Annotated in this window: 16 protein-coding genes; 11 read left to right on the forward strand and 5 right to left on the reverse strand. The window is 54.3% G+C overall.

Annotated features, from left to right (window positions below):
* Nucleotides 1-15: 15 nt before the first annotated feature.
* The 5 genes from HGP31_RS09030 to HGP31_RS09050 all read right to left on the reverse strand — a co-directional run bounded on the left by HGP31_RS09030 (nucleotide 16) and on the right by HGP31_RS09050 (nucleotide 8753).
* Nucleotides 16-1440 (reverse strand): hypothetical protein, encoded by a 1425-nt coding sequence (locus HGP31_RS09030; protein WP_168757503.1) that lies wholly within the window; start codon nucleotides 1438-1440, stop codon nucleotides 16-18.
* Nucleotides 1440-3875 (reverse strand): glycosyltransferase family 2 protein, encoded by a 2436-nt coding sequence (locus tag HGP31_RS09035; protein ID WP_240963526.1) that lies wholly within the window; start codon nucleotides 3873-3875, stop codon nucleotides 1440-1442. The genes HGP31_RS09030 and HGP31_RS09035 overlap by 1 nt, the downstream gene beginning before the upstream one ends.
* The gene (locus HGP31_RS09040; RefSeq protein ID WP_168757504.1) at nucleotides 3872-6361 is read right to left on the reverse strand and encodes a glycosyltransferase; all 2490 of its coding nucleotides are present in this window, start codon (nucleotides 6359-6361) and stop codon (nucleotides 3872-3874) included. The genes HGP31_RS09035 and HGP31_RS09040 overlap by 4 nt, the downstream gene beginning before the upstream one ends.
* A 149-nt stretch (nucleotides 6362-6510) precedes the next feature.
* Complete coding sequence (locus HGP31_RS09045) at nucleotides 6511-7914, reverse strand: DUF4214 domain-containing protein (RefSeq protein WP_168757505.1); 1404 nt, start codon at nucleotides 7912-7914, stop codon at nucleotides 6511-6513.
* A 17-nt stretch (nucleotides 7915-7931) separates the two neighbouring features.
* A complete protein-coding gene (locus HGP31_RS09050) occupies nucleotides 7932-8753 on the reverse strand; it encodes a hypothetical protein (protein ID WP_168759147.1) in 822 nt (273 codons plus the stop codon).
* 888 nt (nucleotides 8754-9641) lie between these two features.
* Here HGP31_RS09050 and HGP31_RS09055 point away from each other — a divergent pair.
* The 11 genes from HGP31_RS09055 to HGP31_RS09105 all read left to right on the forward strand — a co-directional run bounded on the left by HGP31_RS09055 (nucleotide 9642) and on the right by HGP31_RS09105 (nucleotide 26499).
* Nucleotides 9642-11384: a type I secretion system permease/ATPase gene (locus HGP31_RS09055; protein ID WP_168757506.1), complete on the forward strand. Its 1743-nt coding sequence runs from the start codon at nucleotides 9642-9644 to the stop codon at nucleotides 11382-11384.
* 13 nt (nucleotides 11385-11397) lie between these two features.
* Complete coding sequence (locus HGP31_RS09060) at nucleotides 11398-12726, forward strand: HlyD family type I secretion periplasmic adaptor subunit (protein WP_168757507.1); 1329 nt, start codon at nucleotides 11398-11400, stop codon at nucleotides 12724-12726.
* A complete protein-coding gene (locus tag HGP31_RS09065) occupies nucleotides 12723-14120 on the forward strand; it encodes a TolC family outer membrane protein (protein WP_168757508.1) in 1398 nt (465 codons plus the stop codon). Before HGP31_RS09060 ends, HGP31_RS09065 begins: the two co-directional genes overlap by 4 nt.
* A 350-nt stretch (nucleotides 14121-14470) precedes the next feature.
* On the forward strand, nucleotides 14471-15913 hold the full coding sequence (locus HGP31_RS09070) for a mannose-1-phosphate guanylyltransferase/mannose-6-phosphate isomerase (RefSeq protein ID WP_168757509.1): 1443 nt from the start codon (nucleotides 14471-14473) through the stop codon (nucleotides 15911-15913).
* 125 nt (nucleotides 15914-16038) lie between these two features.
* A complete protein-coding gene (locus HGP31_RS09075; protein WP_168757510.1) occupies nucleotides 16039-17400 on the forward strand; it encodes a phosphohexomutase domain-containing protein in 1362 nt (453 codons plus the stop codon).
* A 182-nt stretch (nucleotides 17401-17582) separates the two neighbouring features.
* On the forward strand, nucleotides 17583-18176 hold the full coding sequence (gene cysC, locus HGP31_RS09080; RefSeq protein WP_168757511.1) for an adenylyl-sulfate kinase: 594 nt from the start codon (nucleotides 17583-17585) through the stop codon (nucleotides 18174-18176).
* Nucleotides 18173-19537 carry an FAD/NAD(P)-binding protein gene (locus HGP31_RS09085; RefSeq protein WP_168757512.1) on the forward strand — a complete coding sequence of 455 codons (1365 nt, stop codon included), beginning with the start codon at nucleotides 18173-18175 and terminating at the stop codon, nucleotides 19535-19537. Before cysC ends, HGP31_RS09085 begins: the two co-directional genes overlap by 4 nt.
* A gap of 93 nt (nucleotides 19538-19630) precedes the next feature.
* Nucleotides 19631-20428, forward strand: coding sequence for an ABC transporter permease (locus HGP31_RS09090; RefSeq protein ID WP_168757513.1), 798 nt, complete (start codon nucleotides 19631-19633; stop codon nucleotides 20426-20428).
* Nucleotides 20425-21675 (forward strand): ABC transporter ATP-binding protein, encoded by a 1251-nt coding sequence (locus HGP31_RS09095; protein WP_168757514.1) that lies wholly within the window; start codon nucleotides 20425-20427, stop codon nucleotides 21673-21675. Before HGP31_RS09090 ends, HGP31_RS09095 begins: the two co-directional genes overlap by 4 nt.
* Nucleotides 21668-23380 (forward strand): hypothetical protein, encoded by a 1713-nt coding sequence (locus tag HGP31_RS09100; protein WP_168757515.1) that lies wholly within the window; start codon nucleotides 21668-21670, stop codon nucleotides 23378-23380. The genes HGP31_RS09095 and HGP31_RS09100 overlap by 8 nt, the downstream gene beginning before the upstream one ends.
* Before the next feature lie 122 nt (nucleotides 23381-23502).
* Nucleotides 23503-26499 (forward strand): glycosyltransferase, encoded by a 2997-nt coding sequence (locus HGP31_RS09105; protein ID WP_168757516.1) that lies wholly within the window; start codon nucleotides 23503-23505, stop codon nucleotides 26497-26499.

A 26499-nucleotide genomic window follows, 5' to 3' on the forward strand; every position in this document is an offset into this window, starting at 1 on the left:
GTCTTTGATTATGGTTTAAGCCGTTTTTTTGTTGCGGCGCATGCGTGGAATCGTATTATAGGCAAGATTGGTTCTGAGCGATTCCGCCAGTACAATCCAGTCTATAAGTGGATTCTCATCACTTGTCTTTTTATTCTTGTGCTGTGATAGCATGCGAGGCATACGGCTTATTAGTGCTGTAATCAGAAGTTGATCGGGGCTTTCCAGTGAGTTCCAGACTCGCATGTCCATTATGTTGGGCTGCGCAAATCGCAATTCAAATCGCTCGCCGTTTTCATCTTTTTGTTCTGCGTACCAACTGGACAAAACATTTTTCGAACTGGTGGCTGGGAACTCTAATCTGGGGTTGGTCCCGAATGTCATACTAAGGTCATCGACTGTAGATAGTATGTAGTTTAGTGATGGCCAGTGTTTTTCTCCGAAGCTTAAACCTGTTAGATTGAAATTCAATCCTGTATAGTTGGCGCGCCCGTCTATTTCTTTAATGCTGACGTGGTCATACCGCAGTTGTAAAGGCCAAGATTTAAGCGTGTTATATAATTTTTTCAGACCGCTCAGGAAGAACGAGTGCTTGATAATTTCAGGCGCGCTTTCAGATGGGTTTTGAGCAAAATCCATTAGCTTTTTAACAAGGTCCAGGAGGAAAACCCAGTCGGATGCGCCCAGTTCAGATATTGCTGCGTTTGTCCCCTGGTTACTTGTTCCCGCTATCGGCATACAAGGAAGCGTGTCGTCAAGAGCAAATGACTCTGGCCAGCGTAGCAGAGGGCAGGGGTGATTGCTGCCACGAACCGAGCGCTCAATTCGGAGGTTTACATGAGTTTCTATCAGTTCGGTCGTAAAATTCAGCTGTGGAAAAAATCGCTCTCCAAGGTATAGATTACGAAATCTCCACTCTATTGTTTTTGCAGTTTCTGTGCCGCTAGTGTCCTTAGTCTCAAAGCTTTCCGCTTCCCAGAAACTGGAAAGTTTGGCTGTTAGCTTTTGAAGTCGTACGGTTTGTAGTCTGTGTTTTTCCTTAAGAAGTTCTTTGTTCGACAGGGTCGCTTCAAGAATTTCTTGAGTGTTTAACAGTTGCGTGGTCAAAAGTTCGTTTTCGGCTTCGAATTCTTTAACCAGAATTTTATCGTGTGCGATAGTGCGGGATTCAGTGCTAGATGAATTGTTATTTGTTTCTAAGTTCTCTAGCTTTTCTTGCAGTTCAAAGATTTTGTTCAGTAATAGGTCGTTTTCGAGAGTTGTCTCACATATCGCTTTTTCAGGTGCAGCGAATTTAGCGCCGTTTCCATTGTTTTTTTGTTTAATTTGCTCTTGAGGTTCAAAGAATTTGTTTGATGATGTGCTGATTTCAAGAGCTATTTCTTGTGCTGTTTGTTCGGAGAGAAGGACTTTTGAGTCCGATTGACTAACGTCACCAGTAGCTGCGCCCGCGATTTTCATCACGCCATTTCCTTATGAATGTGCAAGGAGTTAAAAAATTGCTGTTCCATCTGAAGTACTTTTGGACGAATTAGTCGAGGAGCGCTTTCCCGAGCCAAGTACGTCCTTGGTGGTATCGCCAAGCCTCCATACGGTCCACTCTGATAATCCAGGCTTAATGCCGGATGGTAGTGCGGGTCATGCTGGCCTGCCAAAGACCAGCGCTCAATAAACCCTTGTTGCTCGCGCTGGGCGCGGGCTAGTTTTTCCCGGGTTTGGTCTTTGCCACGACTGGCAGACTCGGCATGTATGAGTTGTGCAAAAGGAGTCCATATCAGGTGCAATCCGCTTTGCTGGATTTTCAGGCACAAGTCGACGTCGTTAAAGGCCACGGGGAAGGCGCGCTCATCCAGTCCGCCCAGTGCCAGGTACAGTGGTTTATGTAGCAGGAGGCAGGCGGCGGTGATCGCGCTTTGTTGCCGTGCCAGTTGGTTCATGCCCAGGTAACCTGGATCCTCCTGATGGAGGTTATTACCGGTGTGCGCAGCCAGGCCGTTGATACCGACTACAACTCCACCGTGCTGCACCATGCCATTGGGCCATAGGAGTTTTGCACCGACGGCGCCGACGCCAGGTCGAATCGCTTGGCTGACCATTTCTTTCAACCAATCAGGCTCGATGATCTCGATGTCATTGTTGACAAGGCCAATCAATTCGCCGTTTGCAAGTTGTACTGCGCGGTTGTTGATAGTGGAGTAGTTGAACGGGTAGGGGTGTGCCAATACCTTCACGCCAAGCGCCGGTAATGTGGCGAGGTACTCGAGCGCGGCCGGGTCGCTGGACTGGTTATCCACCACGATGATTTCAAGGTCAGGGTAATCGGTATTGCTCAGCAGGCCTTCTATGCAGGTGCGCAAGAGGCCGACCTGATCGCGTGTAGGTACGATCAGGCTGACTTTTGGCAGTGTCCGCGGCAGTGGCCAATGGGTGCGCAATAGGCCAGGGTAGTTCGGTAATGATTGTACGCGGGCACCCCGCGCCAGCCCTTGGCTCAGCCATTCCATCGCGTCGCGGCGATCCGGCGAGGCGGGTGCGTCGGCGGGACTTGCCGGTGAATGGCAATGACGGTGGTAAAGTACCTTTGGCAGGTGCACCACCCTTGCCTTGCGCCGCTCGCTGGCCAGGGCAACAGCTGCAAGGAAGTGATGCCAATCCAGTACCTGCAGGCCATGGTCCGGGGTGAGTAACACCAGTGCGTGCTGGATTATGTCTGCACTGAAAGCCGCACCAGGGCTGAACAGGTCTGCGCCGATAAACAGATCGACATCCCACACCGGTTTCAACCAGGGCAGGCTGCGCTCCCTTGAAGGCCCGTCGCGATCACAATCGGCAAAAGCCCAGGCACTGCCGCCACTCAAGGCCGCATGCAAATGGTCGATCGCGTGACGGGGCAAGTGATCGCCACCCTGGACCGGGATAATGGTAGTGCAGCCAGTGCTCAGCAGCGTGAGCAGTGCCGGCAGGATGTTCTCAATGCGGCCTTCGGCGACTTCACTGACGGCCATGCGTTGCTGGTGGAGACTGGCTAGAGTGACGGCATCATCGGACTGGTTACCGGTACTGATCAACAACCCACCGACCTTGCCCGGCGGCAATTGGGCCGGCATAGGCTCGGCGTGCTGAAAGCACTCGAACCACTGCGCGTAATGGTGGAAGCCGGCACTTTTGGGTGCCCAGCGGTTTTGTTCGCCGGCCAACTGAGTGATCAGTTTCAAGGTGTTGGGATTGGGCGACTTTGCGTGATCGTGCAGAAGTCCTTCCAGGCCCTGGGGCCAGCAGCACAGCGTGACTGGGCTTCCGGAGACTGCCTGGCCCAGATCGTTTTCGATGTGCAAAACATGGGGCTCACCGTCGGCCAGCAACCAAGGGAGCTCGATAGTGAAGCCATGGTCAGCGCTGCTGCGATTGGCCAAGGCTGCATGGCGCTGGTCGCAAGTCACACGAGCATGGACCTGGCTTTCTTCACGCACAATGATCTGCATGTGCCGATGGGGTGCTTGCGGATCCCAGCTCCAGCCGCTGAGGCGCAATCCACCGTTGTACCAGACCTGGGAGGCGATGGCAGCTGGCTCGTTGGCGGGTTGGCCGGGCAGCTGCAAGCTCCCTCCGAGCAGATCGATTTGGTTGGCGACCTTTATGTTGATCCGGCTCGCGTTGTTCAACCAGGCGCCTTTCAGTTGTACGGCAAAGCCGTGGAACTGATCTCCCAAGGTTGCGTCGGGTTGGAACTGATCGGCCCGAATCAGGGCCACGGCTGCGCCGTCTACCAGTACCTCGATCACCAGGCGTGCATCAGGTTGGGCTGTGTCCAGAGCCCAACCTTGTAGCACGTCGCCGTACAGCCCGGTGATCTCGCCTTGGTATTCGGAGTGCGGAGTGAGGGTCATGCTATTCATAGGGCATCCACTGGCGCGGGGGCTGGGGTCGAGAAAATGGACAGTTGAGCCACTGGCAAGGCACCGGCTTCCAGAGCGACATCACCAGGCTCGGCGTATAGGGCCAAGCCATATTCGTTAGCCAGGGCTGCTGCGGTCCAATCAGATCCAGGGGCTGGGTCCAGGCTGAGTGCTGCGGTGCACCCCGCCAAAGCAAGGGTTTCGGTAATGTTCAGGCCCGGAAGTTGAGCCAATGCCTGAACTGCACCGATCGACAGCAGAGTGCTCAGCCAGGGACTTTCGCCGACCACCAATAGCAGGCACGGGTGTTGTTCGCGCTTGATGCTTTGGCCAAGCTTGAGCCAACGCTGTGCCACATCGGCGTTGTTCAGCCGGTCGGCGATCAAGAGCGTGCCGAGTAAAGTGCGGGTTTTCATAGGGCGGGGGGCTGGTGGGGCAAAACTCTGTACTTTCGCTTGGGGAAACGCGGCGCTATACCGTGCATGCAGTGCTGGCCAAGCCATTTGAACGCTCTGCGCCCGATTGGCGAAGCCCCGCCAGTACAGGTCACCCTGCTCGGCAAGCAAGCGGTCGTCGCGGCAGTTAATCCGGTAAGGCCGTTGCAGCTGGGCCGTTAAAGCACACAGTTCTAAGGGGCAGCCGTCGAGTTGCTGATAGGTCAGTTGCTGGAGTGGCAGTGATTGCAGATCGGCTAGCAGTTGCGTTGCGTCATTTGGCAGCCGGTATTCCAGCGACAGGGGCAGGCCGGGTAGCGCTGCAAGTAGCGTCACCTCAGAGTATTGACCGCGATTTAGGTATTTCAAAGCCAGGGGTGCGATCGAGGGGTGCTCACTCCCGATAAAAAGGTCTCGTGTACCCGAGAGCCCTTTCTCGCAAGACATCCAGCTGCGCAACTGCTCCAACCGGGCTCGCTGAAGTGCCTGGCGAGCGGGCTGCAATGGATCGCGCAGGCAAAAGGCGGTGTAACGCGATTCGGCATCGGGGTATCGCCGCCTTAGAATGGCGTTGTTATGTGCCACCCGCAGGATCTTCTCATCGCCAAAAGAGATGCCACCCTGGTGTGCGACGAATACCCGAGGGGCACCCATATGTCGCCAGCCGAAGTTGCGGGCACGCAGGCACCAGTCGGTTTCCTCGCCGTAGCCGCGCGACAGATGAACCTCATCCAGGTAGCCCACTTCATCCAGCGCGCTGCGCTTTATATACAGGCAGAACCCGCAGCCTGTTTCGATCTCGACGGCGACGCTGTCGGTCTGGCTGGCCAAGTGGTCCAGTTGTGCCTGTTGCTCGGCGCTGGGCATGGCCTGGCTGACGCGGCTGAGCGGGAAGCTCATCAGTTCGCCGTTATTGGTAAAGGGCGTGACCGAGGCGATGTCTTCTGCTTCGTATGCCACTGCGCGGAGGCGGTCTAACCAGTTTCCGTTGACGCGGGTGTCGGCGTTCAACCAGACCACGTCTCGCTCCGGGCTCAGGGCCATGCCGCGGTTGGTGTTGCGAATAAAGCCCAGGTTGGTCGGGTGGCGCACGTAATGGATCTGGCCGCTGGCGGCCAGATTCTTGAGAGCTTGGCTCAGGGCCCGATTCGGGCTGGCATCGTCCAGCACTACCAGCCGATGTTCGGTCTGGTTGAGGCTGCGGTTGCGCAGCACGCTGTCAATGCACTCCAGGGTTTCGGCAAGGCCTTCGTACACGGGGACCAGCACATCAACGGGTTGTTGCCGGGCAACGTTCCCGGCCACTGGCGTTGGCGCAATGAAGGGGGGAAGTACCGACAGTGGGCTGCCTAAAAGAGCGGCGCCATCCTTGAATCGGATTTGCAGTTCCGGGGTCGGCTGCGAGACCTGGAACTGTATGCCGCCATGGTTCGCACTGATCCCTGCCTGCTGCAGCAGGGGGTGAATGGAGTCGGCCGCAACCTGTGTCGTGCGTCCGTTGGCTTGCAGTTGCAGGCGAAGGGGCGTTTGCGGTGAGCGCACGTTCAGTGCCCAGCCTCGGATCTCCCCGCACTCGGCATCGTAGCGCACCACACCCACGTTTTTGGGGGCATGGGGTAACCCGGCCAGCAGGCCAAGCACGAGTTTCAGTTCGTTGCCGTCGTTGATTTCGGGCAGGTGGGCCAGGATCAGTTGGCAGAGTTTTGCCGGCTGTTCGGACTGGCTACGCGCTTGCCAGAGTGCCATGCGCAACGTTGGGTCGTGGGGTTGGTCGCGCCACGCGGCGCTGAGCAACCGGGTCGCCGCATTGGCGTTATTTTGCGCCAGAAGGCTGCGTGCGAGCAGTGCGCGAACGTCGGTACGCTGAGGCAGCTGATGGGCTGCGCCACTCAGGTAGACGAAGGCGCGTTGCGGGTCTTTATGTTGCAAGGCCTCGATCCCTTTCCAGATCAGGGCCTCGGAACGATATTCGGGGGTATGCAAGGCACGTTCGAGGTGGACCTCGGCACTGTCATGGAGACCGGCTTGGCGGTCGCGATGGAAGTGATCCATAAGCGATCCCGGCTTATGGTCTATATGTCTTGACATGATTATCTGGGTTTCGCTGTGAAAACAAAAAAGAGGGCCCCGAGAAGGAGCCCCTTTTCAAAGACCCCCAGCCTTTCGGCTGGAGATATTCAGGCTTGTTGCAAGGAGCAGCGTTACGCGACGCCGTGTACTACAACCACGTTGTCGTTGTGCGCAACACCTTCGTCGGAACCGACGATACCGATGGCCACTTCAGCCTGGGTATAGCCGTTCTCCAGAGCGGCGGTCCATGCAGCCTTGCCTTCTGCTTCTGCAGAGCGACCCAGCGCGTTGTTGTATAGCTCATCGATGAAGTCCGATGCCGACTTGGCAGTGGACTCTGCCGAGTTGGTGAAGCCTTGTGCAATGGAAGCACGGTCAGCACCGGCAGTCAGTGCAGACACCCAGGTGTCCAGGCCTGCGTCATCAGCGTCACGACCCAGTACGCTGGTGTACAGCGCCTTGACGTAATCGGTGTTATCAGCAATTGGAGCTGCACCCTGGCCTTCATTGGAGCCGGTGATACCAGCAATGACGTCGGCACGGCTTGCACCCTGAGCCAGCAGGTTCAGCCAGGTGCTCTCGCCATCAGCGTCCGCAGTGCGACCCAGCAGGGTCGAGTACACGCTATCAATGAAGTCGCTGTTCATGTTGTTCTGGAACTCGCTGGAGCCCAGGAAGCCTTGCGCGATTTCAGTCAGTGCAGTGCCGGTAGCAGCATTGCTCCAGGTCTCGGCGCCATCTTGTTCAGCGTCACGACCCAGCAGGCCGTTGTAGAGGCGCAGAGCAGATGCTTCTTCATCGGTAGTAGCAACAACGATCGACTCGTTGTTGTCGAAGCTGATGAATTCGACATTCGAAGTGCTGAGTGCGTGATCACCACCGTTCAGGTTCAGCGAATTGCCCGATACGGAAGCTGTGAAGTCGGCACGCGAGCCTGCAACATGCGCCACGTCGAAGCCTTCGCCAGCATCGACGGTGTCGTTGCCAGTGCCGGTATAGATGGTGTCGCGGCCAGAGCCAGTGTTGATCAGGTTGTCGCCGCTGTTGGCAATAACCACGTTGTCACCGTTGCCCAAGGTCACGGTATCGTTGCCGGTGCCAGTGTCGACAGTAGTGTTGCCGTCGCCAACGGTGATGTGGTCGTTACCGTTGCCGCTGACGATTACGCGATCGATGTCATCGGCTGGGAGATCAGCGGTGAGCAGGTTGACGACTGGAGATGCGGTGAAGTCCAGGGTCAGGTTGGCGTCGCTGGCGAAGACAAATGCCTTGGCGTCCGCCAGGCCTTCGGTTGTCAGGTCAACAGTGACGTCAGTACCGGTAGCGCCAGCGATGTCAGCGAAGATCGCCTGGGCGTTGGAACCGGTTGGGGCAACGACGCTGCCCACACCATCCCACGAACCGATAGCGACGGTCTCTGCGTTATCCAGGTTGAGGATTTGCGAGATGGCGTCGGCGGTGGTGGCGGAGATGCTGGTGTTTGCGGTCAGGGCGTCTTTAACGTCGCCGGCCAAGAACGGGTTATCGTATTGCATGCTTCAATTCCTGTAGATCAGGCCAATTGGCCCTCATGGCTATATGGTTGCGTAGTCGCAAGGTTTTCCCAGGGAGACTTATAGCGGGGAGCGTTGATCTCAGGATGGGCGAAGATGGAAAGCTTGATACCAACCAGGGGTTCCTGGCCGCTGGGGCCGAAAAACATCTGGTCAACAACAATGGGTTGCGGTTCGGCGCCTGCGAAGGCGACCTCGCCAGCCAGTCGATAATGACTGCTATTGGGGCCGGTCAGGCTGAAGCCAACAGCGATCAGGGGCGTGGCCTTGCCACGGGTACCGCAATAGTGACCGGAAAGAATTTTGGGGCTGGGGCCTGAGCCGGCGACAGTACTGGTGTACACCAGGTCAACGCCATCGGGACGGTCTGCCCAGTCAACCAGGAAGCCTTCAATGCCGGTCGTGCCCTGGCGCTCACCGAGCCACTCTTGGGTGGCAGTGACATCGCCGCGGGACTGAATATGGCCGATCAATTTTAATGTCCCTGGCGCAACCGCAGGATGTAACGCGCTGCTGGTTTCTTTGGCGGGGGCGGGTGGCGCGAAGTTGCGCATAATGGCGGCGGAAGTGTCGATTCGGTCGATACGCAGATCAACAGGATCAACCTGGACATTGGCCAAGTGGTATTCGGTAATGAGTACGGTAGTTACGCCGTTTTTGACGCGACCGATGATGCAGTCACCCAGTTTGGTTAGCATGTTTTTGCTAACACCCTCGGCTGGGAAAAAATCAATAAGACCTTTGCCAAGGGGTGCTTGTTGAAGCGCTATGCAAACAGTTTTGTCTGTACTGGTTTGTGAGGCATAACGAAAGATATACATCCCTGGCTCAAGAAGAGTGACCCGGGAAGTGATCTTAAGTCCATCAGTGCTTTGCGAAGACACGCGGTAAAACTCCTTCAATCCTTGAACTGGATAATCCATACAGGGTTCGACAGATATCTGTTGAACGCATGTAGCCTATATCATTAAAGGCTAGTGGCGGATTGGTGGCTTCCTTGACGGCAGGGAGATTAAGCTATCTGGGTTTTTTAAACAATCCTGTCTCGAAACAATTTTTTCACAGCCAGGGATGCGGTCAGTTTTTCGGCTCGAGCCGATGTTTGAGTCGCGTCACAAACCTTGTCTGGACCCCGTGAATTGCGGCATCCGTCCCCTCGCTGATCGACGCAATCGCCCATCTGTCAGGGTGCAGCGGACGATAATTTGCTTTGCGCTTTCGTAGCCTGGGTGTGGTGTTTGGCTGAGCAAAATCTTGCGCGACAGGTAGGGGTAGGCCGAAAAAATGTTGATTGACAAGCAGTGTGTTCATCGTTTTAGGGGGGGGAGGCAGGTCATGCGTTTTTTTGGGGGGGCATGTAAATTGGCCGCTATGGTAAAGGCAAAAAAAACAAACGTCTTCACCGGTAGTCGAAACGGTATTTGCTTTGTTAAAAGTTTGTTTTTTGTGCGATCTGAAGAAAATGGATGTGCTGCCAAGTGTTTCAATGCTGTAGACCAGCTAGTGTAGGGGTAGATTGTTACACTTGATCAATCTCGTTGAGGGCTGTGTCGGTGGTGGCGGGGGGTAAGGCGAGGCATTAATTCGGACTGACATCATCCGTTGCTTCCATCATTAAACTTCCGTTAAGGGGTATTTTTCTGGCTGCCGGTGCTGGAGGTGGATGGTACACTTCCGCGCTTTACGCCTTCCCACTCAGTATGGATGCTATGAGTCGCCTACCCGAAAACAACTTGCAAGCCGCCTTGAGGGTTTGCAAGAGCAGCTTTATTTCCGTCGGTTTCTTCAGTCTGTTCGTTAACGCGCTGATGTTGGTGCCGACGTTCTTCATGATCCAGGTTTCCGGTCGCGTAGTGCCCAGCAGCAGCGTCTCCACGCTGGTGATGCTGACGCTCATCCTGACGGTATTGATGTTGACCCTGGGTTCACTGGAGTGGGTGCGCTCCCGGATCATGGTGCGTATCAGCAACCGGCTTGATGCCCTGTTGAGTCATGACGTGTATCGAGCCAGCTTCCGCAGGGCTTTGAACAGCGGCGGAATGGATGCTTCGGCCCAATCGCTCAATGACCTCACGTCCCTGCGCCAGTTTCTGAGCGGGAATGGTCTGTTCGCATTCTTCGATGCGCCATGGTTGCCGATTTATGTCGCGGTCATGTTCATGTTTCACCCTGTATATGGCTGGGTCACTGTTGGTTGCGCAATCGTACTGATCTGTCTGGCGGTGTTGAACCAGCGCTTTACTGGCAAGGCGTTGGTGGAGGCCAACAAGGAAAACGTTGCAGCCTCGCTGCACACCACCAAAACCCTGCGCAATGCCGAGGTCATCGAATCAATGGGGATGCTTCGCACCCTGATGAGTCGCTGGGCTCAGCGCCAGCGCAAGGTATTGAGGCTGCAGTCGTATGCCAGCGACAAGAGCGGCATCATTACGTCCGTGTCCAAGACGTTTCGTCAGTGGACTCAGTCCATGATGCTGGCGCTAGGTGCGTATCTGGTGATCACCCACGAGATAACACCAGGCTTGTTGATGGCTGGCTCGCTGTTGCTCGGACGCGCCTTGTCCCCTATAGATCAGATGATCGGCAGCTGGAAGGGTTTTGTCGGTGCGCGGGTGCAGTACAACCGTCTGAACGAAACGCTGGAAAAACTCAGTGCAGAACCTGAGCGCATGAAGCTGCCTGCGCCGCAAGGGCATATTCAAGTCGAAAACCTGATCGTGACCCCGCCGGGTGCGAAAACTCCGGTGATTCGTAATATCAGCTTCGTCGCCCCAGCCGGTACCGTGGTGGGCATTGTCGGGCCGAGCGCGGCGGGCAAGTCGACACTCGTTCGGACGTTGATGGGGGTATGGGCGCCACAGCATGGCGTGGTACGCCTGGATGGTGCGGATATCAGTGCCTGGGACAAACATGAACTGGGTCCGCACGTGGGTTACCTGCCACAGGACATCGAGTTGTTCGAGGGCAGTATCAGCGAAAACATTGCCCGTTTTGAAGCCATTGATGCCGAGAAAACCGTGCATGCCGCTAAGGTCGCTGGCGTGCATGAGATGATCCTGATGCTCCCCGACGGTTACGACACGGTCATCGGCAGTGACGGTGTCAACCTGTCTGGCGGTCAGCGCCAGCGTATTGGCTTGGCTCGGGCACTCTACGGTAGCCCGCGACTGATTGTCCTGGATGAGCCCAACTCCAATCTTGATGATGTCGGTGAGCGTGCCTTGGGTGTCGCCTTGCAGAAAATCAAGGAAACTGGTGCCACGGTTTTCATCGTCTCCCACCGCCCCAATATTCTTGCCCGGCTTGATCGTGTGATGGTGCTGAGTGCCGGCACCATCAGTCTTTATGGGGCGCGTGAGCAAGTTATTGCCGAGTTGGCGGCCCAGCAAGCCAAGACTCAGCAGAGGGTCGCCCAGGCGGCCGCTTCAGATGCGGCTTCGGCCGGCGCGTGAAAGGAATCCATTGATGACCCGTACTACCCTGATAACCCTCAACGATGATGATCTCGATGAGGTGCCTACTTCTGACCGAAATATACGCCGGCTCGGCCTGGGAATCGTGCTTCTAACCTTTGGTCTGTTTGGCGGCTGGGCCGCCTTCGCTCCGTTGGATAACGCTGTATTTGGCAGTGGGCAGGTCACAGTACAAAGCTATCGCAAGACGGTTCAGCATCTGGAGGGTGGCATCGTCAAGGAGCTGCTCGTGCATGATGGTGATCTGGTGCGCCAGGGCGATCCGCTGATTGTGCTGGATGAGTCGCAGATCAGTGCCGAGTACGAGTCTACCCGTAGCCAGCTGATTGCCGCCAAAACCAGGGAGGCCCGCTTGCGAGCCGAGCGCGATGACTTGCCGGCGTTGCCGAGGGTGTCGATTGATGGCCCTGATTCGCAGCGCGCGCAGGAGGCATTGGAGGGCGAAACGCATGTGTTCAATGCTCGGCGTGGTTCGCGTCTTGGGGAAGTAGCGGTCAAGAAAGAGCGTATCGCTCAGCTCAGTCAGCAGATCACCGGCCTGGAGGCGATGGTCCGTACCAAGGTGGGGTTGGAGCAGTCCTACAGCGGTGAGATCACCGAGCTCCAGGAGTTGTTGGCCCAGGGGTTCGTCGACAAACAAAGGTTGTTGGAGCAGGAGCGCAAGCTGGACATGCTCAGGTCGGAGGTGGCCGACCATAAATCGAATATCCTGACCACCCGTTTGCAGATTAACGAGACGCAACTGGAGATTGTTCAGCTCACCAAGAACTTCAACTCCGATGTGGTGAAAGACCTTGCCGATGTGCAGAGCCAGGTCTTTGATCTCCAGGAGAAAGTCAGTGCACTCAAGGACAGGCTCTCGCGGATTGTCATCCGGGCCCCAGAGGGTGGCATGGTGCTGGATATGAAAGTGCATACCGTTGGTGGTGTGATCAGTCCGGCAACACCCTTGATGGACATCGTGCCTGAAGCCTCTCAGTTGGTGGTTGAAGCGCGCGTCGGCACCAATGATATTGATCGAATTTCCTTGGGCAAGACGGCAGACATTCGCTTCACCGCATTCAATTATGCGACCACGCCGGTGATCCAGGGCGAGGTCAGTCGAATCTCCGCGGACCGCTTGACCGATGAGCGTTCCGGTGACAGCTATTACCTGGTGCGAGTGACACTCACCGACGAGGGTGCGAAAAAGCTTGGCGAACGCAAGTTGTTGCCAGGTATGCCGGCTGAAGTACTGATCAATGCGGGTGATCGAACCATGCTGCAGTACCTCCTGAAACCGGCTCGCAACATGTTCGCCAAGTCGATGATCGAGGAATGATTGTGCGTTTGTTACCCGTTGTGCTCCTCGGTTTATCGGTTTTTCAGGTTCAAGCGGCACCTATGCAGGAAAAGACCGGTGTCAGTGCCAATGATTATTCGGTTGACCTGCTGGCGCTGTATCACGAGTCACGGTTGGAAGACCCGCGCATCATCTCGGCCTACGCCAAGGCTCGTTCCGCGTCCGAGCAGCAGCGCGCCGCGCTGGGTGGTTTGCTCCCGCAGGTCTCGGCCAACGGCGGGTATAACCGCATCTTGCGCAAGGACGACGCCTCGCGGGAAATCTATGACAACTCCAACTATGGCTTGAGCCTGACCCAGTACATCTATAACAAGCAGGCTTGGGAAAGCTGGCAGAAGTCCAAAAGCGTCAGTCGGCAAAAGGTCTCCGAAGCCGATGAGGCTCAGGCTGAGGCTACGGTGGATCTGGCCAAACGCTATTTCGTTGCCTTGGCGGCCGATGACGACCTGGAGTTGGTCATGGCCGAGCGCCGGGCGACGCAAAAGAATCTCGACCAGGTTAATGCGTTGTATGCCCGGCACATGGCCAAGATCACCGATCAATTGGACCTGCAGGCACGGGTCGATAGCCTGGCGGCCCAGGAAGTCGAGTCGCGTAACCAGGTGCGCCTCAGTCGCGCGGCACTGGCCGAGCTGGTTGGGCGACCCATCAACGAGCGCTTGAGTCGCGTGCGCAGTGATGTGGAGTTCCAGGCGCCTATGGAAAGCCTGGATAACTGGTTGCAGTTGGCAGAGAGCGGTAACCCGGCCCTGAAGGCTAGCCAGAGCGGTGTCGAGGCGGCCGAAGCAGCGGTGCGTGAAGGCAAGGGGGGGCATTATCCGTCCCTGACTTTCAGTCTGAGCGGCCAGCAGAGCGATGTGGGGTATGACAATACACAAACCCCGCGCAGCGACAGCTACGTCGCCACCCTGGGTGTGAAAGTGCCGTTATACAGCGGTGGCTCCACCTCGGCGCGTGTTCGTGGCTTGTATGACGATCAACAAGTGGCAGAGGAGCAGATGGAAGGCGTAAGGCGCCAAGTGGTTAAAGAAACCACTAATGCTTACCTGACCGCCCAATCCAGTGTCGAGAAGATCCGTGCGAGCCGAAATGCGCTGTCTTCGGCCAGCCAGTCCAGCATTGCCGCGCAGAAGGCGTTCACCTATGGCGTGGTGAACGCTGTGGATGTATTGGCCAGTGTGCAGAACGAATTCAAGGCGCGCCGCGATCTGCTCAAGGCCCAATACGATTTTGTCATAAGCCTGTTTGCGCTCAACCGTTGGGCTGGAAAGCTCTCGGAGGGTAGCGTGGCCAGTGTCAATGCGTGGCTGAGTGCGGGCGATATCAATGTCATTCGCCCTGATGCGCCTAATCCCAAGCAGGTCAGTCGCTAATGTGCTGATGGCTGAATACGTTTTCCTTCTGCGAGCAGTCGAGCACTTGCCTTGAGACGTTCGCTTCATTGCTGCGCAAAAGACACGGCGTTGATTTGGTGCGCACCTGTATCTGCTGAGGGGAGGAGGGGCTGGCATGTGCGTGTTTTCATTGGGTTGCAGCCTTGACCGAGGTTCTCTGATATTCTTGCAGCCCTGCCCGCATTGGCCTTGAGGCCATTAAGCGGCAATGACGCAGGGCTCAAAAAATTCATTCAGTAGATTGGTAGCTTTTGGCTGCCTGGCTATTGGAAATAATGACTTGGCCAGCTTGGATTTAATTATTCGAGTGGCGGTATAGGATCCAATATATGGAATTGATCCCGGTAATTCTGTCCGGTGGTGTGGGAAGCCGTTTGTGGCCTGTTTCTCGTGAAGCACATCCAAAGCCGTTCATGACTTTGCCTGACGGGCAGAATCTGATCCAGAAGACCTTCCTGCGAGCCTCCAAGCTTGAAAGCGTGGTAGAAGTGCTCACCGTCACCAATCGTGAGCTGCTGTTCAAAACCGAAGATGAATACCAAGCCATCAATAGCGCCGGGCTGGCGCAGGGCTATATCCTCGAGCCGTTCGGCCGCAATACCGCTGCGGCCGTTACCGCTGCTGCGCTGCAGTTGAAGGAAGTTCACGGCGCAGATGCCCAAATGCTGGTGCTGGCCGCTGATCACCTTATTCAAGACGAAGGCGCGTTCGCTGCAGCCGTCGCCAAAGCGGTCAAACTGGCCTCGCAGGGCTGGCTGGTGACCTTCGGTATTCAACCGCAGTACCCGGAAACCGGTTTCGGTTATATCGAGACCGCCAAAGGCGCATCCCTGGATGGTGGGCTGAAGGTGGAGCGTTTCGTTGAAAAACCAGACCTGAACACCGCTGAATCCTACATCGCCGCCGGTAACTACTACTGGAATTCGGGCATGTTCTGCTTCCGCGTCGGCACCGTGATCGAGGAGCTGGAAAAGCACGCTCCAGACGTCGTCACAGCCGTTACCAAAACCTTGGAGCAATCTCGACGCACTACCGCCACCGGCTATAGCTGCCTGGCGTTGCACGCCGAGACTTTCGCCAACGTCCCGGACATCTCCATTGACTACGCCTTGATGGAGCGTTCTTCCAAGGTCGCGACCATTCCGTGCGATATCGGCTGGAGCGACATCGGGTCGTGGAATGCTGTCAGCGATCTGACCGGGCCAGACAGTGATGGCAACCGCTTCGAGGGTGAGGTGATCTCCCACGGATCGCGGAACAACTACGTGAATAGTGAAGATCGCCTTACCGCATTGGTTGGTGTGGAGGATCTGCTGGTAGTTGATACTCCGGACGCTGTTTTGATCGCTCATAAGGATCACGCCCAGGATGTCAAGCATATTGTTGGGCAGTTGAAGTCGAAGGGGCATCATCTGCACCTGTTGCACCGTACCGTGCACCGTCCATGGGGTACCTACACCACACTGGAAAACGGCGAGCGTTTCAAAATCAAGCGCATCGTGGTCAAGCCGGGCGCCTCCCTTTCGTTGCAAATGCACCACCACCGAAGTGAGCACTGGATCGTCGTAAGTGGCATGGCTGTAGTCTTCAACGATGATAAGGAGTTGATGCTCGACACCAATGAATCCACCTTCATTCGTGCAGGCCACAAGCATCGCCTCAAGAACCCAGGGGTCATCGATCTGGTGCTCATCGAAGTGCAGAGCGGTGATTATCTTGGTGAAGATGACATCGTGCGCTTCGAAGATAACTACGGTCGCGTTGATAAGTAGTCAGTACTGAACTAGATGCGATTTCCTCGCCCTAACAGGGTGCGCGCGCCAGGGTGTCATGCCTTGGCGAATCCATTTGCCGCAGCGGCCTTCTAGCCGCTGTGTTTATTCAGTAAGTGAGCAGAATGTACCTACCAATTCAGACCCATTGCTTCAAGGCCTACGACATTCGCGGCCAAGTGCCTGCGCAACTCAATGATGACATCGCCTACCGGATCGGCAGGGCATTGGTGGCTGAACTGAACGGTAAGTCGTTCGTAGTGGGTCGCGATATGCGCCTGGAAAGCCCGCTACTTGCAAATGCGCTAATTCGCGGTATCACTGAGGCCGGTGCCGACGTCATCGATATCGGCCTTTGTGGTACTGAAGAGGTTTATTTCGCTACCAGCCACTACAAGGTCGATGGTGGTGTCATGATTACCGCCAGCCACAACCCCAAGGGTTACAATGGCATGAAGCTGGTCAGGGCAGAGTCGCGCCCGATCAGCGGGGATACAGGTCTCGATGCCATTCGCGATCGTGTGGATAGAGGGGACCTGGGTGAGCTGGCGATGTCTGCAGGCCAGGTAAGAGAAGCTTTCGACAAGGCTGCCTATCTAGAGCATCTGCTCGGTTATGTCGACGTCAAGTCGCTCAAGCCCCTCAAGTTTTTGGCGGATCCGGGGAATGGTGCCGCAGGCCCTGTCATCGAGGCGCTGCAAAGTCGCTTGCCGTTGCAGTGGGTTCTGATCAACGCCGAGCCCGATGGTATCTTCCCTAACGGCGTACCAAATCCACTGCTGCCGGAAAACCGCGAGTTGACGCGCAAGGCACTGTTGGATAACGGGTGCGATCTGGGGCTGGCCTGGGATGGCGACTTCGATCGCTGTTTCTTCTTCGATGCTGACGGTCGATTCATCGAAGGCTACTATCTGGTCGGACTGCTGGCCGAAATGCTGCTCAAGCTGCATCCCGGTAGCAAGATCATCCATGACCCGCGACTGACCTGGAACACTATCGAGCAAGTTGAGCAAGCTGGCGGTATTGCCATCCAAAGCAAGACTGGCCATGCCTTTATTAAGGAGCGCATGCGTGCCGAGGATGCGGTATATGGTGGCGAAATGAGCGCCCACCATTACTTCCGCGATTTTGCCTACTGTGACAGCGGGATGATTCCTTGGTTGCTGGTTGCAGCGTTGATGTCTGAAACCGGGAAGACGCTTGCGCAACTGGTTGATGAGCGGATCGAGGCGTTCCCGTGTAGCGGTGAAATCAATTACAAAGTCGACGATGTCAAGGCAACGCTTTCCAGGATTCTGGCCCATTTCCAGCCTCTGAACCCAGTGCTGGATGAGACGGACGGAATCAGCCTGGCCTTCCAGGACTGGCGTTTCAATCTGAGGGGGTCCAATACGGAGCCACTCCTGCGCTTGAACGTAGAAAGCCGGGGAAGTAGAGATTTGGTGTCCAGGTACGTAGAAGAAATTGAGACGTTGATCCGCCGCTGATGGCATATTGCACGGTGCGCACGGCAGGCGGCGATTGAGCTGTCACCGGGTTGACACCAAATTGGGGCGACCCTTGGTCAAGGGGCCTGAAACGGGAGGGCAAGATAGCCCTCCCGCTCGACTTTTCTGAAATAGAGCATCGTTTACACAGGCTAATTTGTAGAGCTGCTCGCTGGGTAACCATGAAGAACAATTTGACGCTGCACCCAGAATCCGTATCGGCGCAACAGCGCTGTGATCTCAAGGACCAAAAGCCGATAGTGCTATGGCTGACAGGTCTCAGCGGCGCTGGCAAATCGACCATAGCCAATGCGCTTGAGGTCGAACTGCATGCCCGCCAGCGCCACACATACTTGCTCGATGGCGATAACGTCCGTACGCGCCTGTGCGGCGACTTGGGTTTTAGTGAGGAGGATCGGCAGGAGAATATCCGCAGAATTTCCGAGGTGTCCCGACTGTTTGTCGAGTCGGGCCTGATTGTCATTACCGCGTTCATATCCCCCTCTCTGCGTGACCGGGCTATGGCCAGAGAAATCATCGGAGAGAGTGCATTTGTTGAAGTGTACATTGCGACGCCACTTAGTGAATGTGAGCGCCGGGATCCCAAAGGGCTTTATCGCAAGGCTCGAGAGGGTCTGATCAAAAATTTCACCGGTATTGATGCGATTTACGAAGCGCCCGTTAACCCTGACATCACGATTAATACCGTTGATGAGAGCCTGCACGAGTCAATTGGTAGAATTATCCATTATCTCGACGAAAAGTTTTCCCGTTGAAAAAGGTCGTTGCGATTGTGGGGGCAGGCTTCAGTGGTTCCGCGGTTGCTATTCAACTGCTTGGGCAACTGCACAGCGCTGCCAGCGTAATCCTGATTGATTCGGCGGCGACGTCGGGCGGAGTTGCGTACCGTACATCCCATCAAACGCACCTCTTGAATGTCCCCGCCGGCAATATGTCCGCCTTGCCTCAGGATCCGGATTCGTTTGTCGAATATTGTCGACGCAGTCTGCAGGATGTCGAGGGTGGGACATTTGTTCCTAGGGCATTGTACGCGAGGTACCTGACGTATCTGTTGGGCGATGCTAGTGAGCGCAATACTTGCGGGGGCACGCTCACACGGTTAACTGCTCGTGTTGTCGGCATGGATCTTTCGGGTGCAACAGGTGTGCTTACACTCGCAAATGGCGAGCGCATTCAAGTCGACCACGTAGTGCTGGCGACAGGGCATTTGGTGCCCAATACACCTTCGCAAGCTTTGCAGGTGTTGAGTCATGTTCATTATGTTAGCGACCCTTGGACGGGGAACCTGGACAAATTGGCTCAACGTAGTCGAGACGTGTTGCTGGTAGGAAGCGGGTTGACAAGCCTGGACGTTGTGCGGCAACTACGCGCTTGCGGCCACCGAGGAACCATTTTCATGGTGTCCCGGCGCGGCCTCATGCCTAACGCTCATCGAGATGCGTTGCCATTGCGCCAGCATCATGAGGAATTCCTGGGCAGCCTCCTCGTCAGTACTCCTTCCGTTTCTGAATACCTGCGGCTAGTCCGGCGCTACATCGGCAAGGGTAGGGTAGAGGGTTGGGATTGGAGGGATGTAATTGCCGCGCTTCGGCCAATAACGCCTCAGCTTTGGCAGCGTTTGAATCGCGAAGAGAAATTGCGATTCCGGCGCCATCTCCAGGTGTTCTGGGATGTTCATCGTCATCGTATCGCTCCGTGTGTTTCTGATGAGCTGCAGCATCTCAGGGGCCTCGGAATCATAAAGCCAGTAGCAGGAGCTATTGTTAAGGTTTTGCGCGATGGCGACGGTGTCAGGGTTTTTATACGGCTGCGAGGTGACCGGGGTGAGTTTCAGTGTCATGTAGCCAGGGTCATCAACTGCACCGGGCCAGGAACCGATGTTGCGCGCGCGGGGGATGTACTTGTTGAGCAGCTGGTTTCAGAGGGTGTTTTGCAAGACGTCTTGAACGGAATGGGCATTCGAGTGGATGGCATGTATCGGGTGGCCTCAGGGTTGGATCAAGTGAGTTACATCGGGCCATTGTTAAGGGCTGAATATTGGGAGGCTACCGCAGTTCCGGAGTTGCGCCAGCACGCGTTTAATGTCGCAAATATAATTTTTGATCGTATAGGCTAGAGCAGGACTTCAAGTTTACGGTGTGTGTTGTTTTTGATAGGCAATGCTGTAAATAATTAGCAATGACTGATTAAAGTGGGCTTAGGGTGGCAAATGTTCGGAATGTTTAAAAATCTGTGGCGCTATAGAGGTTTTGTGGCTTCTTCTATAGCTAACGAGTTTTCAGTGCGTTTCGCTCGCAGTAAGTTAGGTGGATTGTGGATGGTGATTCATCCACTAACACAGGTTGCGATCTATGCTTTGATCCTTTCGAATGTGTTGTCGGCCAAGCTGCCAGGCATTGATAATAAGTACGCCTATGCCATTTATCTGGTGGCCGGGATGCTGGGCTGGAGTCTATTTACAGAAATCGTCAGCAAGTGTCTCACGCTGTTTACCGATCAAGGAAATCTCATGAAAAAAATGATATTTCCTCGTATTACGCTGCCCGCGATTGCCGTGGGTTCCAGTTTGGTCAATAATCTTTTCTTATTTGCTGCAGTCATGCTCGTTCTCGCTTTTCTTGGTAATTTTCCAGGCGACACGATTCTATGGCTTGTCCCACTGTATGCGCTTTTAGTCTCACTCGCGGTCGGTGTGGGTCTTATTTTTGGAGTGCTTAACGTTTTTGTGCGGGATGTCGGCCAGGTTGTTCCTATTTTTCTGCAGTTATTGTTTTGGTTTACACCTATCGTTTATCCAATCAAGGTCATCCCGGAGGAGTTGCAACAGGTCGTGATGATGAATCCGCTCTACCCAATCATTACCAGCTTTCACAATGTTCTGGTTTATCATAGGGCACCGGATTTTGACTGTTCGATGTTGACGTTGTTTGCCTGTTCCTTGGGCTTGCTGATTTTGGGGTTGTTTATTTTTCGTCGTGCCGCGCCAGAAATGGTGGATTCATTATGAGCCTTTTGCTTGTTGAGAACCTGGGAAAGTCGTACCGCACTTATCGCTCGGAATGGCAGCGCTTTGCGCGTTGGTTTGGCGTGAGTGTCAAGCCGCATACAGAACATTGGGTATTGCGTAACATCAGCTTTTCAATCGACCCAGGTCAATCCATTGGTGTGTTGGGGAAAAATGGTGCAGGCAAAAGCACCCTGTTGAAGATGATCACTGGGACGCTACAGCCAAGCGAGGGGAGAGTTGCCCTGAATGGTCGAATTTCCGCGATTCTTGAGTTGGGCATGGGATTTAATCCTGAATTGACTGGCCGTCAAAATGTCATGCATTCAGCGGGGTTGATGGGCTTCTCGCGAGATCAGATCGATCAGGCACTCCCAGATATTGAAGCCTTCAGCGATATTGGTGAATACTTTGATCAAGCCGTACGCACATACTCGAGTGGTATGCAGTCACGTGTCTCCTTTGCTGTAGCCACTGCGTTCCATGCTGACATCCTGATCGTTGATGAGTCTTTGGCTGTTGGGGACGCCGCCTTCCAGAGAAAGTGTTTCCGTCGATTGGAAGACATGATCGAACTCGGAACCACGCTGTTATTCGTAAGTCACGATATCGAGAGTGTTAAAAAGATATGCAGTAAAGCGCTACATATCAATAATGGCGGTTTAGTCGAGTTTGGCGATGCCAAATCAGTGTGCGACAACTACGAGCGCACACTGTTCAGCAAGCCGGTAGTGGATGGTGGTGATGAGGTCGAACATGTCGCCATTGATCTCGCTCTGCAAACGGATTGCGAAGTCACCTACGGTGACGGGCGTGCGTTCATTCAGGCCATTACGTTGAAGGATCAGGATGGAAATCCAGCCAACGTATTGAAAAATAACGAGATAATGAAGATTCATTATAGCGTCAAATTTTTCCAGGCGGTTAACAACCCCGTTTTTACCTGCCTTGTCAAAACGCGCGAGGGGATCGCCGTTTCGGGTACTGATTCGATGTTTTTGAAAGAGCGCGTGGGGAAGGTCGAGCCGGGGCAGACCGTGGATGTCGAGTTTTCCTTCAATGCAGCATTGGTTCCTGGCATATACTACGTCAATTGCGGGATCCGTGATGCTGAAGGTGAGGGTGTGGATTTCATCCATCGACGTGTGGATGCGGCTATTTTCAGGGTTACCAGCAATCACAAGACCACTGCACTGGTCGGATTCGTCGATCTGCATACGACATTGAGTATTGGTGTTGGCCATGAATAAGTCGCCGATTTTCATCCATTCCCTTTATCGTTCTGGCAGTACTTACTTGTTCAACGTCTTTCGCCGCGCTGGCGATGCTTATTGGTGTTATCAGGAGCCAGAGAATGAATGGCTTCTGGCGCTGGATGAAAGACCTGAAGAGCTACTTTTGGTGGGTGGTGGTGACACCAAGAAAGCAAATCACCCAGATATAGGTAACCCTTATTTTTGGGAGTTTGTTCAAGTTGGTGAAGCGCTGAAAGGCCTGTTTCGCAAAGAGTTTTGTTTTCGAGATATTTTCCTCGATGAACTAAATACCGATCAGTATGTGTACTTCAAGGCGCTTGTTGAACATGCGCGTGGCCGTCCATTGCTGCAGTTCTGTCGTAGCTTCGGGCGGGCTCGTGCGCTCAAGGACTCTTTTTCCGGGACGCACCTGCATTTGTGGCGCGAACCGCGCAGCCAATGGTGGTCGTTCAAGATCAACAATTACTTTGACGCGGCTACGCAGTTGATCTTCAGTGCTGACCGGCTGCCCGCGGTCCTGGTTGAAGCGGCTCGACGTTCAGGATTGATTGCTCCCGCCCTTGATCGCTTTCATTCCCTTCATGATGCGCGTATCTACGCCGAGCGTCATCCGCTGGGCGCGACTGAAAGTTATTTTGTATTTTTTGCGTTATGGGTTTACTCCAATATTCATCTCGAGGACGAAGCCGATATTTCAGTGTGCATCGATGAGTTGAGCCTGAGCCCTCAGGCAAGAGAGTCTTTCTCTCGAGAATGCCTTGCGAAAGGGGTGGAGGGTATTGATGTTGCCGATTGCAAAGTGCCGCATGTTGCTATTGGCGGTGGCGAGCTTGGCGAGTATGAAGTCGTAGAAGAAGACGTGATTAATCTCTTCCTGGATTTTTACCCCGCAGACATTGTGTCTTCGATGCGAAAAAGACTGCAGCGTTCATTTTCAGTCTATAGCGGAACCAGTGAGGGCAGTCATGCGGGTGCCGAACAGGCTCGACGGATAGCTAGGCGCTTAATGGATAATGCTGCTGAAAGCTCGTCAATTGCTCAGTCGGAAAATGAAAGTCTTCATTCTCGTATGCTTGAGATTGATCAGCTGTGTACGAGTCAATTCGAGGCATTGGCTATTCAAAAGGAGCATATTGGCAAGAGTGAAGCTTATCAGCAGACCCTGCGGGATGCCCTCGATATAAAGGACAGGCACATAGAGCAAATAGAGGCGCATCTTGGCAAGAGTGAGGCTTATCAGCAGAGCTTGCAGGATGCCCTGGATACAAAGGACAAACACATTGAACAAATAGAGGCGCATATTGCTCGGTTGGATGCAGTTCTCGCGGAAAAAGCGGAATATCAGGCGCGGTTGGAAGCGCAGCGCGACGAGTACGACCTGGCATTGACCAAGACGACGAAGTACGTCGCCGTAGTAGAGGCGCAGCGCGACGAGTACGATTTAGCATTGACCAAGACTACGCAGTATGTCTCTCAAGTAGAGGCGCAGCGGTCTCGCTATGATGAGGCTTTGGTGTCAGCTGTCGCGTATTTGCGCGGTTTGGAACTTCAGCTTGCCGGGCTTGAAACCTCGCGTGAACCTGTGGAGGTGGCTGACTTGGGGGCGAAAATCGGAAAATCTGAAGCGATTTTACGCAAAGCAGTGGGCTACGTTGAAGAGCTGGAGTCTCTGCTTATTGATGCGAGAGGCGGCGGTTGAAAGTCGTCACCTGGTAGCCACGCCTTTGCCCGGTCGACTGGTAGTGGTGTCAAGGTTGAAACAATGCTAAGTTTCGCCCCTTGAAATTGGCTGTAATAAGTAATTTTTTGCGGTTAAGTATAATGTATGGATTTGAACGGACGGAAGAAGTGAATAATCGAACAATCTGGATAGATATTACTACGTCTCAGCAATGGACGGGTGGAGTGGTTGGTATCGTTCGCGCAGAGTTGGAAATCGCTGCTTCGTTGAATAAGCACTATCCTGATATTCGCTTCAGTAAGTTCGACAATGGACACTTTGTTGAGGTGGATAAAGGTTCGTTGCCTTGGTTGCGTGGTGAGGTGAGCGTCGCGGAAGCTTATCTGGCGGGCAGAAGCGCTGCTACAAGCGCTCCACAGGTCAGCGAAGGCAATCGATCGAAGGTCGATGTCTACCTCGATAAGCTGGCCTCGGAAATTCCGAGCCGCTCGCGTCGCCTTCAGCACGGCATGCTATTGGCAGTTAGTTCGTTGCCTGCGCGCCATCAAAAACTTGGGATGTATTTGACTTGGCTGCCTCGCAAACTGTTGGGCGCCGCAGTTCGATTGAGATCCTTGTTTCCGGCACAGACGATACCCAGGGCCGCTTCATATAGTCCCCAAGCGGTATCTCCAGTCCTGTCTTATCCATATCAGAAGGGCGATATGGTGGTTGCCATGGGTTGGCTGGACAGCGGTAAAGAAGCGTTTTATACCCGTCTTAAGGCGCGTGACCCAAGCATCCAGCTGGTCTATATGGTCTACGACACCATCCTCGTTGGTGAGAGCACTCATCATTTGTATCGTCCGCAAGAGGAGGATAGCTTTCGTTCGTATTTTCATTGGATCTCCGAGACGTGCGACTACATCTTGTATGCGGGCAATAATCCGCAGGAGGATGGCATTGCGTATCAGGAGAAAATGGGGTGGCGCACTCCACCAAGCCTTTCGGTTCCTTTCGGGGGCACGGATCTTTCAAAAGAAGAATCCACTGCTGATGACGCCCGAATTTTAAAAGGCCTGGGTATTACTGGCCCGTTTATCCTTACTGTTGGAACAATCGAAGTTCGAAAAAATCACGACACCTTGTACAAAGCGTACGTGTCATTGATCGAGGGTAAGTCAGAAAATATTCCGCAGCTGGTCTTCGCGGGCAAGCCTGGCTGGCGCACCGCTGATTTGATTGACACCATCCGTCGAGACCCACGGGTTGCAGGGAAACTGCTGTTGTTGACCCCGACAGATGGGGAATTGACTGCACTCTACCGGAATTGCCGCTTCACGCTGTTGCCGAGCTTTTATGAAGGCTGGAGCCTTCCAATGCCTGAAGGACTCAGCTATGGAAAGCTGTGTCTGGCTTCTGACGTGGCGCCGCTACGCGAGATCGGCCAAGAGTTCCCTGAATATATCCACCCGCTCGACGTTATGGGGTGGGCGAACAAAATCGAGTATTACTGCAATAACGATGAAGCTCTTGAGGCTAAAGAAAACAATATCAAGAACAACTGGCGTGGCACTACTTGGGATAAGTGCGGGCAGGATGTGCTCGATTCAATACGAGATTTCGCGGGCCGCGAGCTCCCTGCGACTGACGGACTCAGTCTTTGGGTCGATCTGACGCTGTCTTACGCCGTTTGGCGCGGTGGTGTAACGGGTATTATCCGTAGTGAGTTGATTTTGGCTCACTACCTGGAGAAGCTCGTTCCAGGTGTCAGGTTTTTCGGTTTCCATGAAGGCAAGTTCTTTGAAGTGCCTCGTGATCGTCTGGAGTGGTTGTTCGCTTCGACTGATGTGAATAAGCAGTACGCCGAGTTTCAGCGTTTCTGGGCAGATGCTGAAATGCGTGGCTTGGGTCATCGAGTCCCTACGCACGTATTTTCGCAGCCGTCGTCCCCGGCTGCTCCTGCTCAGATTCCACTGCTGGCGTCTGTAGCACCTAATACATTGTCGAAAAAAGAGAAAATCAGGAACTCGGCAGGCTATGTCCTGAGTGCGCTCCCGACCCAGCTGCAAAAAATGCTGATAAGCCTGGCGGTGCGTAGTGGAGTGGTAGGGCGGCTCTCCAGCGCGGGAGTCGTCTCGAGTGGCGATTTTGTGCCTCATTTGAACGAAGATAATGTCCCGGCCATTTTTGAAGAGCCACTCAAGGGTATTGCGCAGGATCTTCCATTTGGCATGAACGACATGGTTTTTTCTGCGGGAATCAACTGGGATCAACAACCGTTACTAGAACTTATCAAGGCCAAGCGCAACTCATCGTTCCATGTTGCGCAGATCATTTACGATATGACGCCCTTGATCACTCCGCATCTTCATGCCAAGGAAGCCTATAACTGGTACCAGCGCTTCTTTTATCTTGCAGGTTTGGCCAGTGACAAAATCATCTACGGCGGTGAAACAGCCATGCGCGACGGCCAGAAATGGCAACGCGAACATCACTGGCCTGCGACACCGGGGTTGCCGATCAAGTTTGGCTCTGATATCGCCCCTCAGACCGATCACAGCATGGATGAACAAATGCTGTTGGAGATGGGGGTCACGGGACCGTTCATGCTTTCAGTGGGGACCCTTGAGGTTCGGAAGAACCATGAGACTCTTTATAAGGCATATTTGAAGCTGCTCGAAGAAGGTTGCCCTGATTTGCCTCAAATGGTGTTTGTGGGCGGCGCGGGTTGGAAAGCTCAAGATCTATTTGACATCATTACCCGAGATAAACGTGTTGTTGGCAAGATTTTGATCCTGCGTACAACTGATCCACAGTTGGACGTGCTGTATCGCCATTGCCAGTTCACCTTGCTTTCGAGCCTTTACGAGGGCTGGAGTTTAACGCTGCCGGAAAGTTTGGGTTATGGGAAATTCTGTCTCACCTCAGACGTCGATCCGCTGCGGGAGACTGGGCGAGATCTCGTTGATTATATTCATCCTTGGGATGTTTCCGGATGGGCAGACAAAATCAAGTTTTATTCGTCTCACCCTGAGGCACTGGCTTTACGTGAGGCCAAAATCCGCGATGAGTGGGCAACAATCACTTGGCAGAAGTGCGCCGAGGGGTTGGTGGAATCTCTGAGCGCTATTGTTAAAGAATCCAAAGGGCATTGA

The organism is Pseudomonas umsongensis, from assembly GCF_012647205.1.
In the GTDB taxonomy this organism is placed as follows: Bacteria; Pseudomonadota; Gammaproteobacteria; order Pseudomonadales; family Pseudomonadaceae; genus Aquipseudomonas; species Aquipseudomonas umsongensis.

What these genes read in the sequence shown, in the direction of transcription:
- HGP31_RS09100 (WP_168757515.1), top strand. Translation starts at nt 21,668, where the DNA reads ATGAATAAGTCGCCGATTTTCATCCATTCCCTTTATCGTTCTGGCAGT.
- HGP31_RS09035 (WP_240963526.1), bottom strand. Translation starts at nt 3,875, where the DNA reads ATGAATAGCATGACCCTCACTCCGCACTCCGAATACCAAGGCGAGATC.
- HGP31_RS09060 (WP_168757507.1), top strand. Translation starts at nt 11,398, where the DNA reads ATGACCCGTACTACCCTGATAACCCTCAACGATGATGATCTCGATGAG.
- HGP31_RS09050 (WP_168759147.1), bottom strand. Translation starts at nt 8,753, where the DNA reads ATGTATATCTTTCGTTATGCCTCACAAACCAGTACAGACAAAACTGTT.
- HGP31_RS09030 (WP_168757503.1), bottom strand. Translation starts at nt 1,440, where the DNA reads ATGAAAATCGCGGGCGCAGCTACTGGTGACGTTAGTCAATCGGACTCA.
- HGP31_RS09105 (WP_168757516.1), top strand. Translation starts at nt 23,503, where the DNA reads ATGTATGGATTTGAACGGACGGAAGAAGTGAATAATCGAACAATCTGG.
- HGP31_RS09065 (WP_168757508.1), top strand. Translation starts at nt 12,723, where the DNA reads ATGATTGTGCGTTTGTTACCCGTTGTGCTCCTCGGTTTATCGGTTTTT.
- HGP31_RS09040 (WP_168757504.1), bottom strand. Translation starts at nt 6,361, where the DNA reads ATGGATCACTTCCATCGCGACCGCCAAGCCGGTCTCCATGACAGTGCC.
- HGP31_RS09075 (WP_168757510.1), top strand. Translation starts at nt 16,039, where the DNA reads ATGTACCTACCAATTCAGACCCATTGCTTCAAGGCCTACGACATTCGC.
- cysC (WP_168757511.1), top strand. Translation starts at nt 17,583, where the DNA reads ATGAAGAACAATTTGACGCTGCACCCAGAATCCGTATCGGCGCAACAG.
- HGP31_RS09095 (WP_168757514.1), top strand. Translation starts at nt 20,425, where the DNA reads ATGAGCCTTTTGCTTGTTGAGAACCTGGGAAAGTCGTACCGCACTTAT.
- HGP31_RS09045 (WP_168757505.1), bottom strand. Translation starts at nt 7,914, where the DNA reads ATGCAATACGATAACCCGTTCTTGGCCGGCGACGTTAAAGACGCCCTG.
- HGP31_RS09070 (WP_168757509.1), top strand. Translation starts at nt 14,471, where the DNA reads ATGGAATTGATCCCGGTAATTCTGTCCGGTGGTGTGGGAAGCCGTTTG.
- HGP31_RS09055 (WP_168757506.1), top strand. Translation starts at nt 9,642, where the DNA reads ATGAGTCGCCTACCCGAAAACAACTTGCAAGCCGCCTTGAGGGTTTGC.
- HGP31_RS09090 (WP_168757513.1), top strand. Translation starts at nt 19,631, where the DNA reads ATGTTCGGAATGTTTAAAAATCTGTGGCGCTATAGAGGTTTTGTGGCT.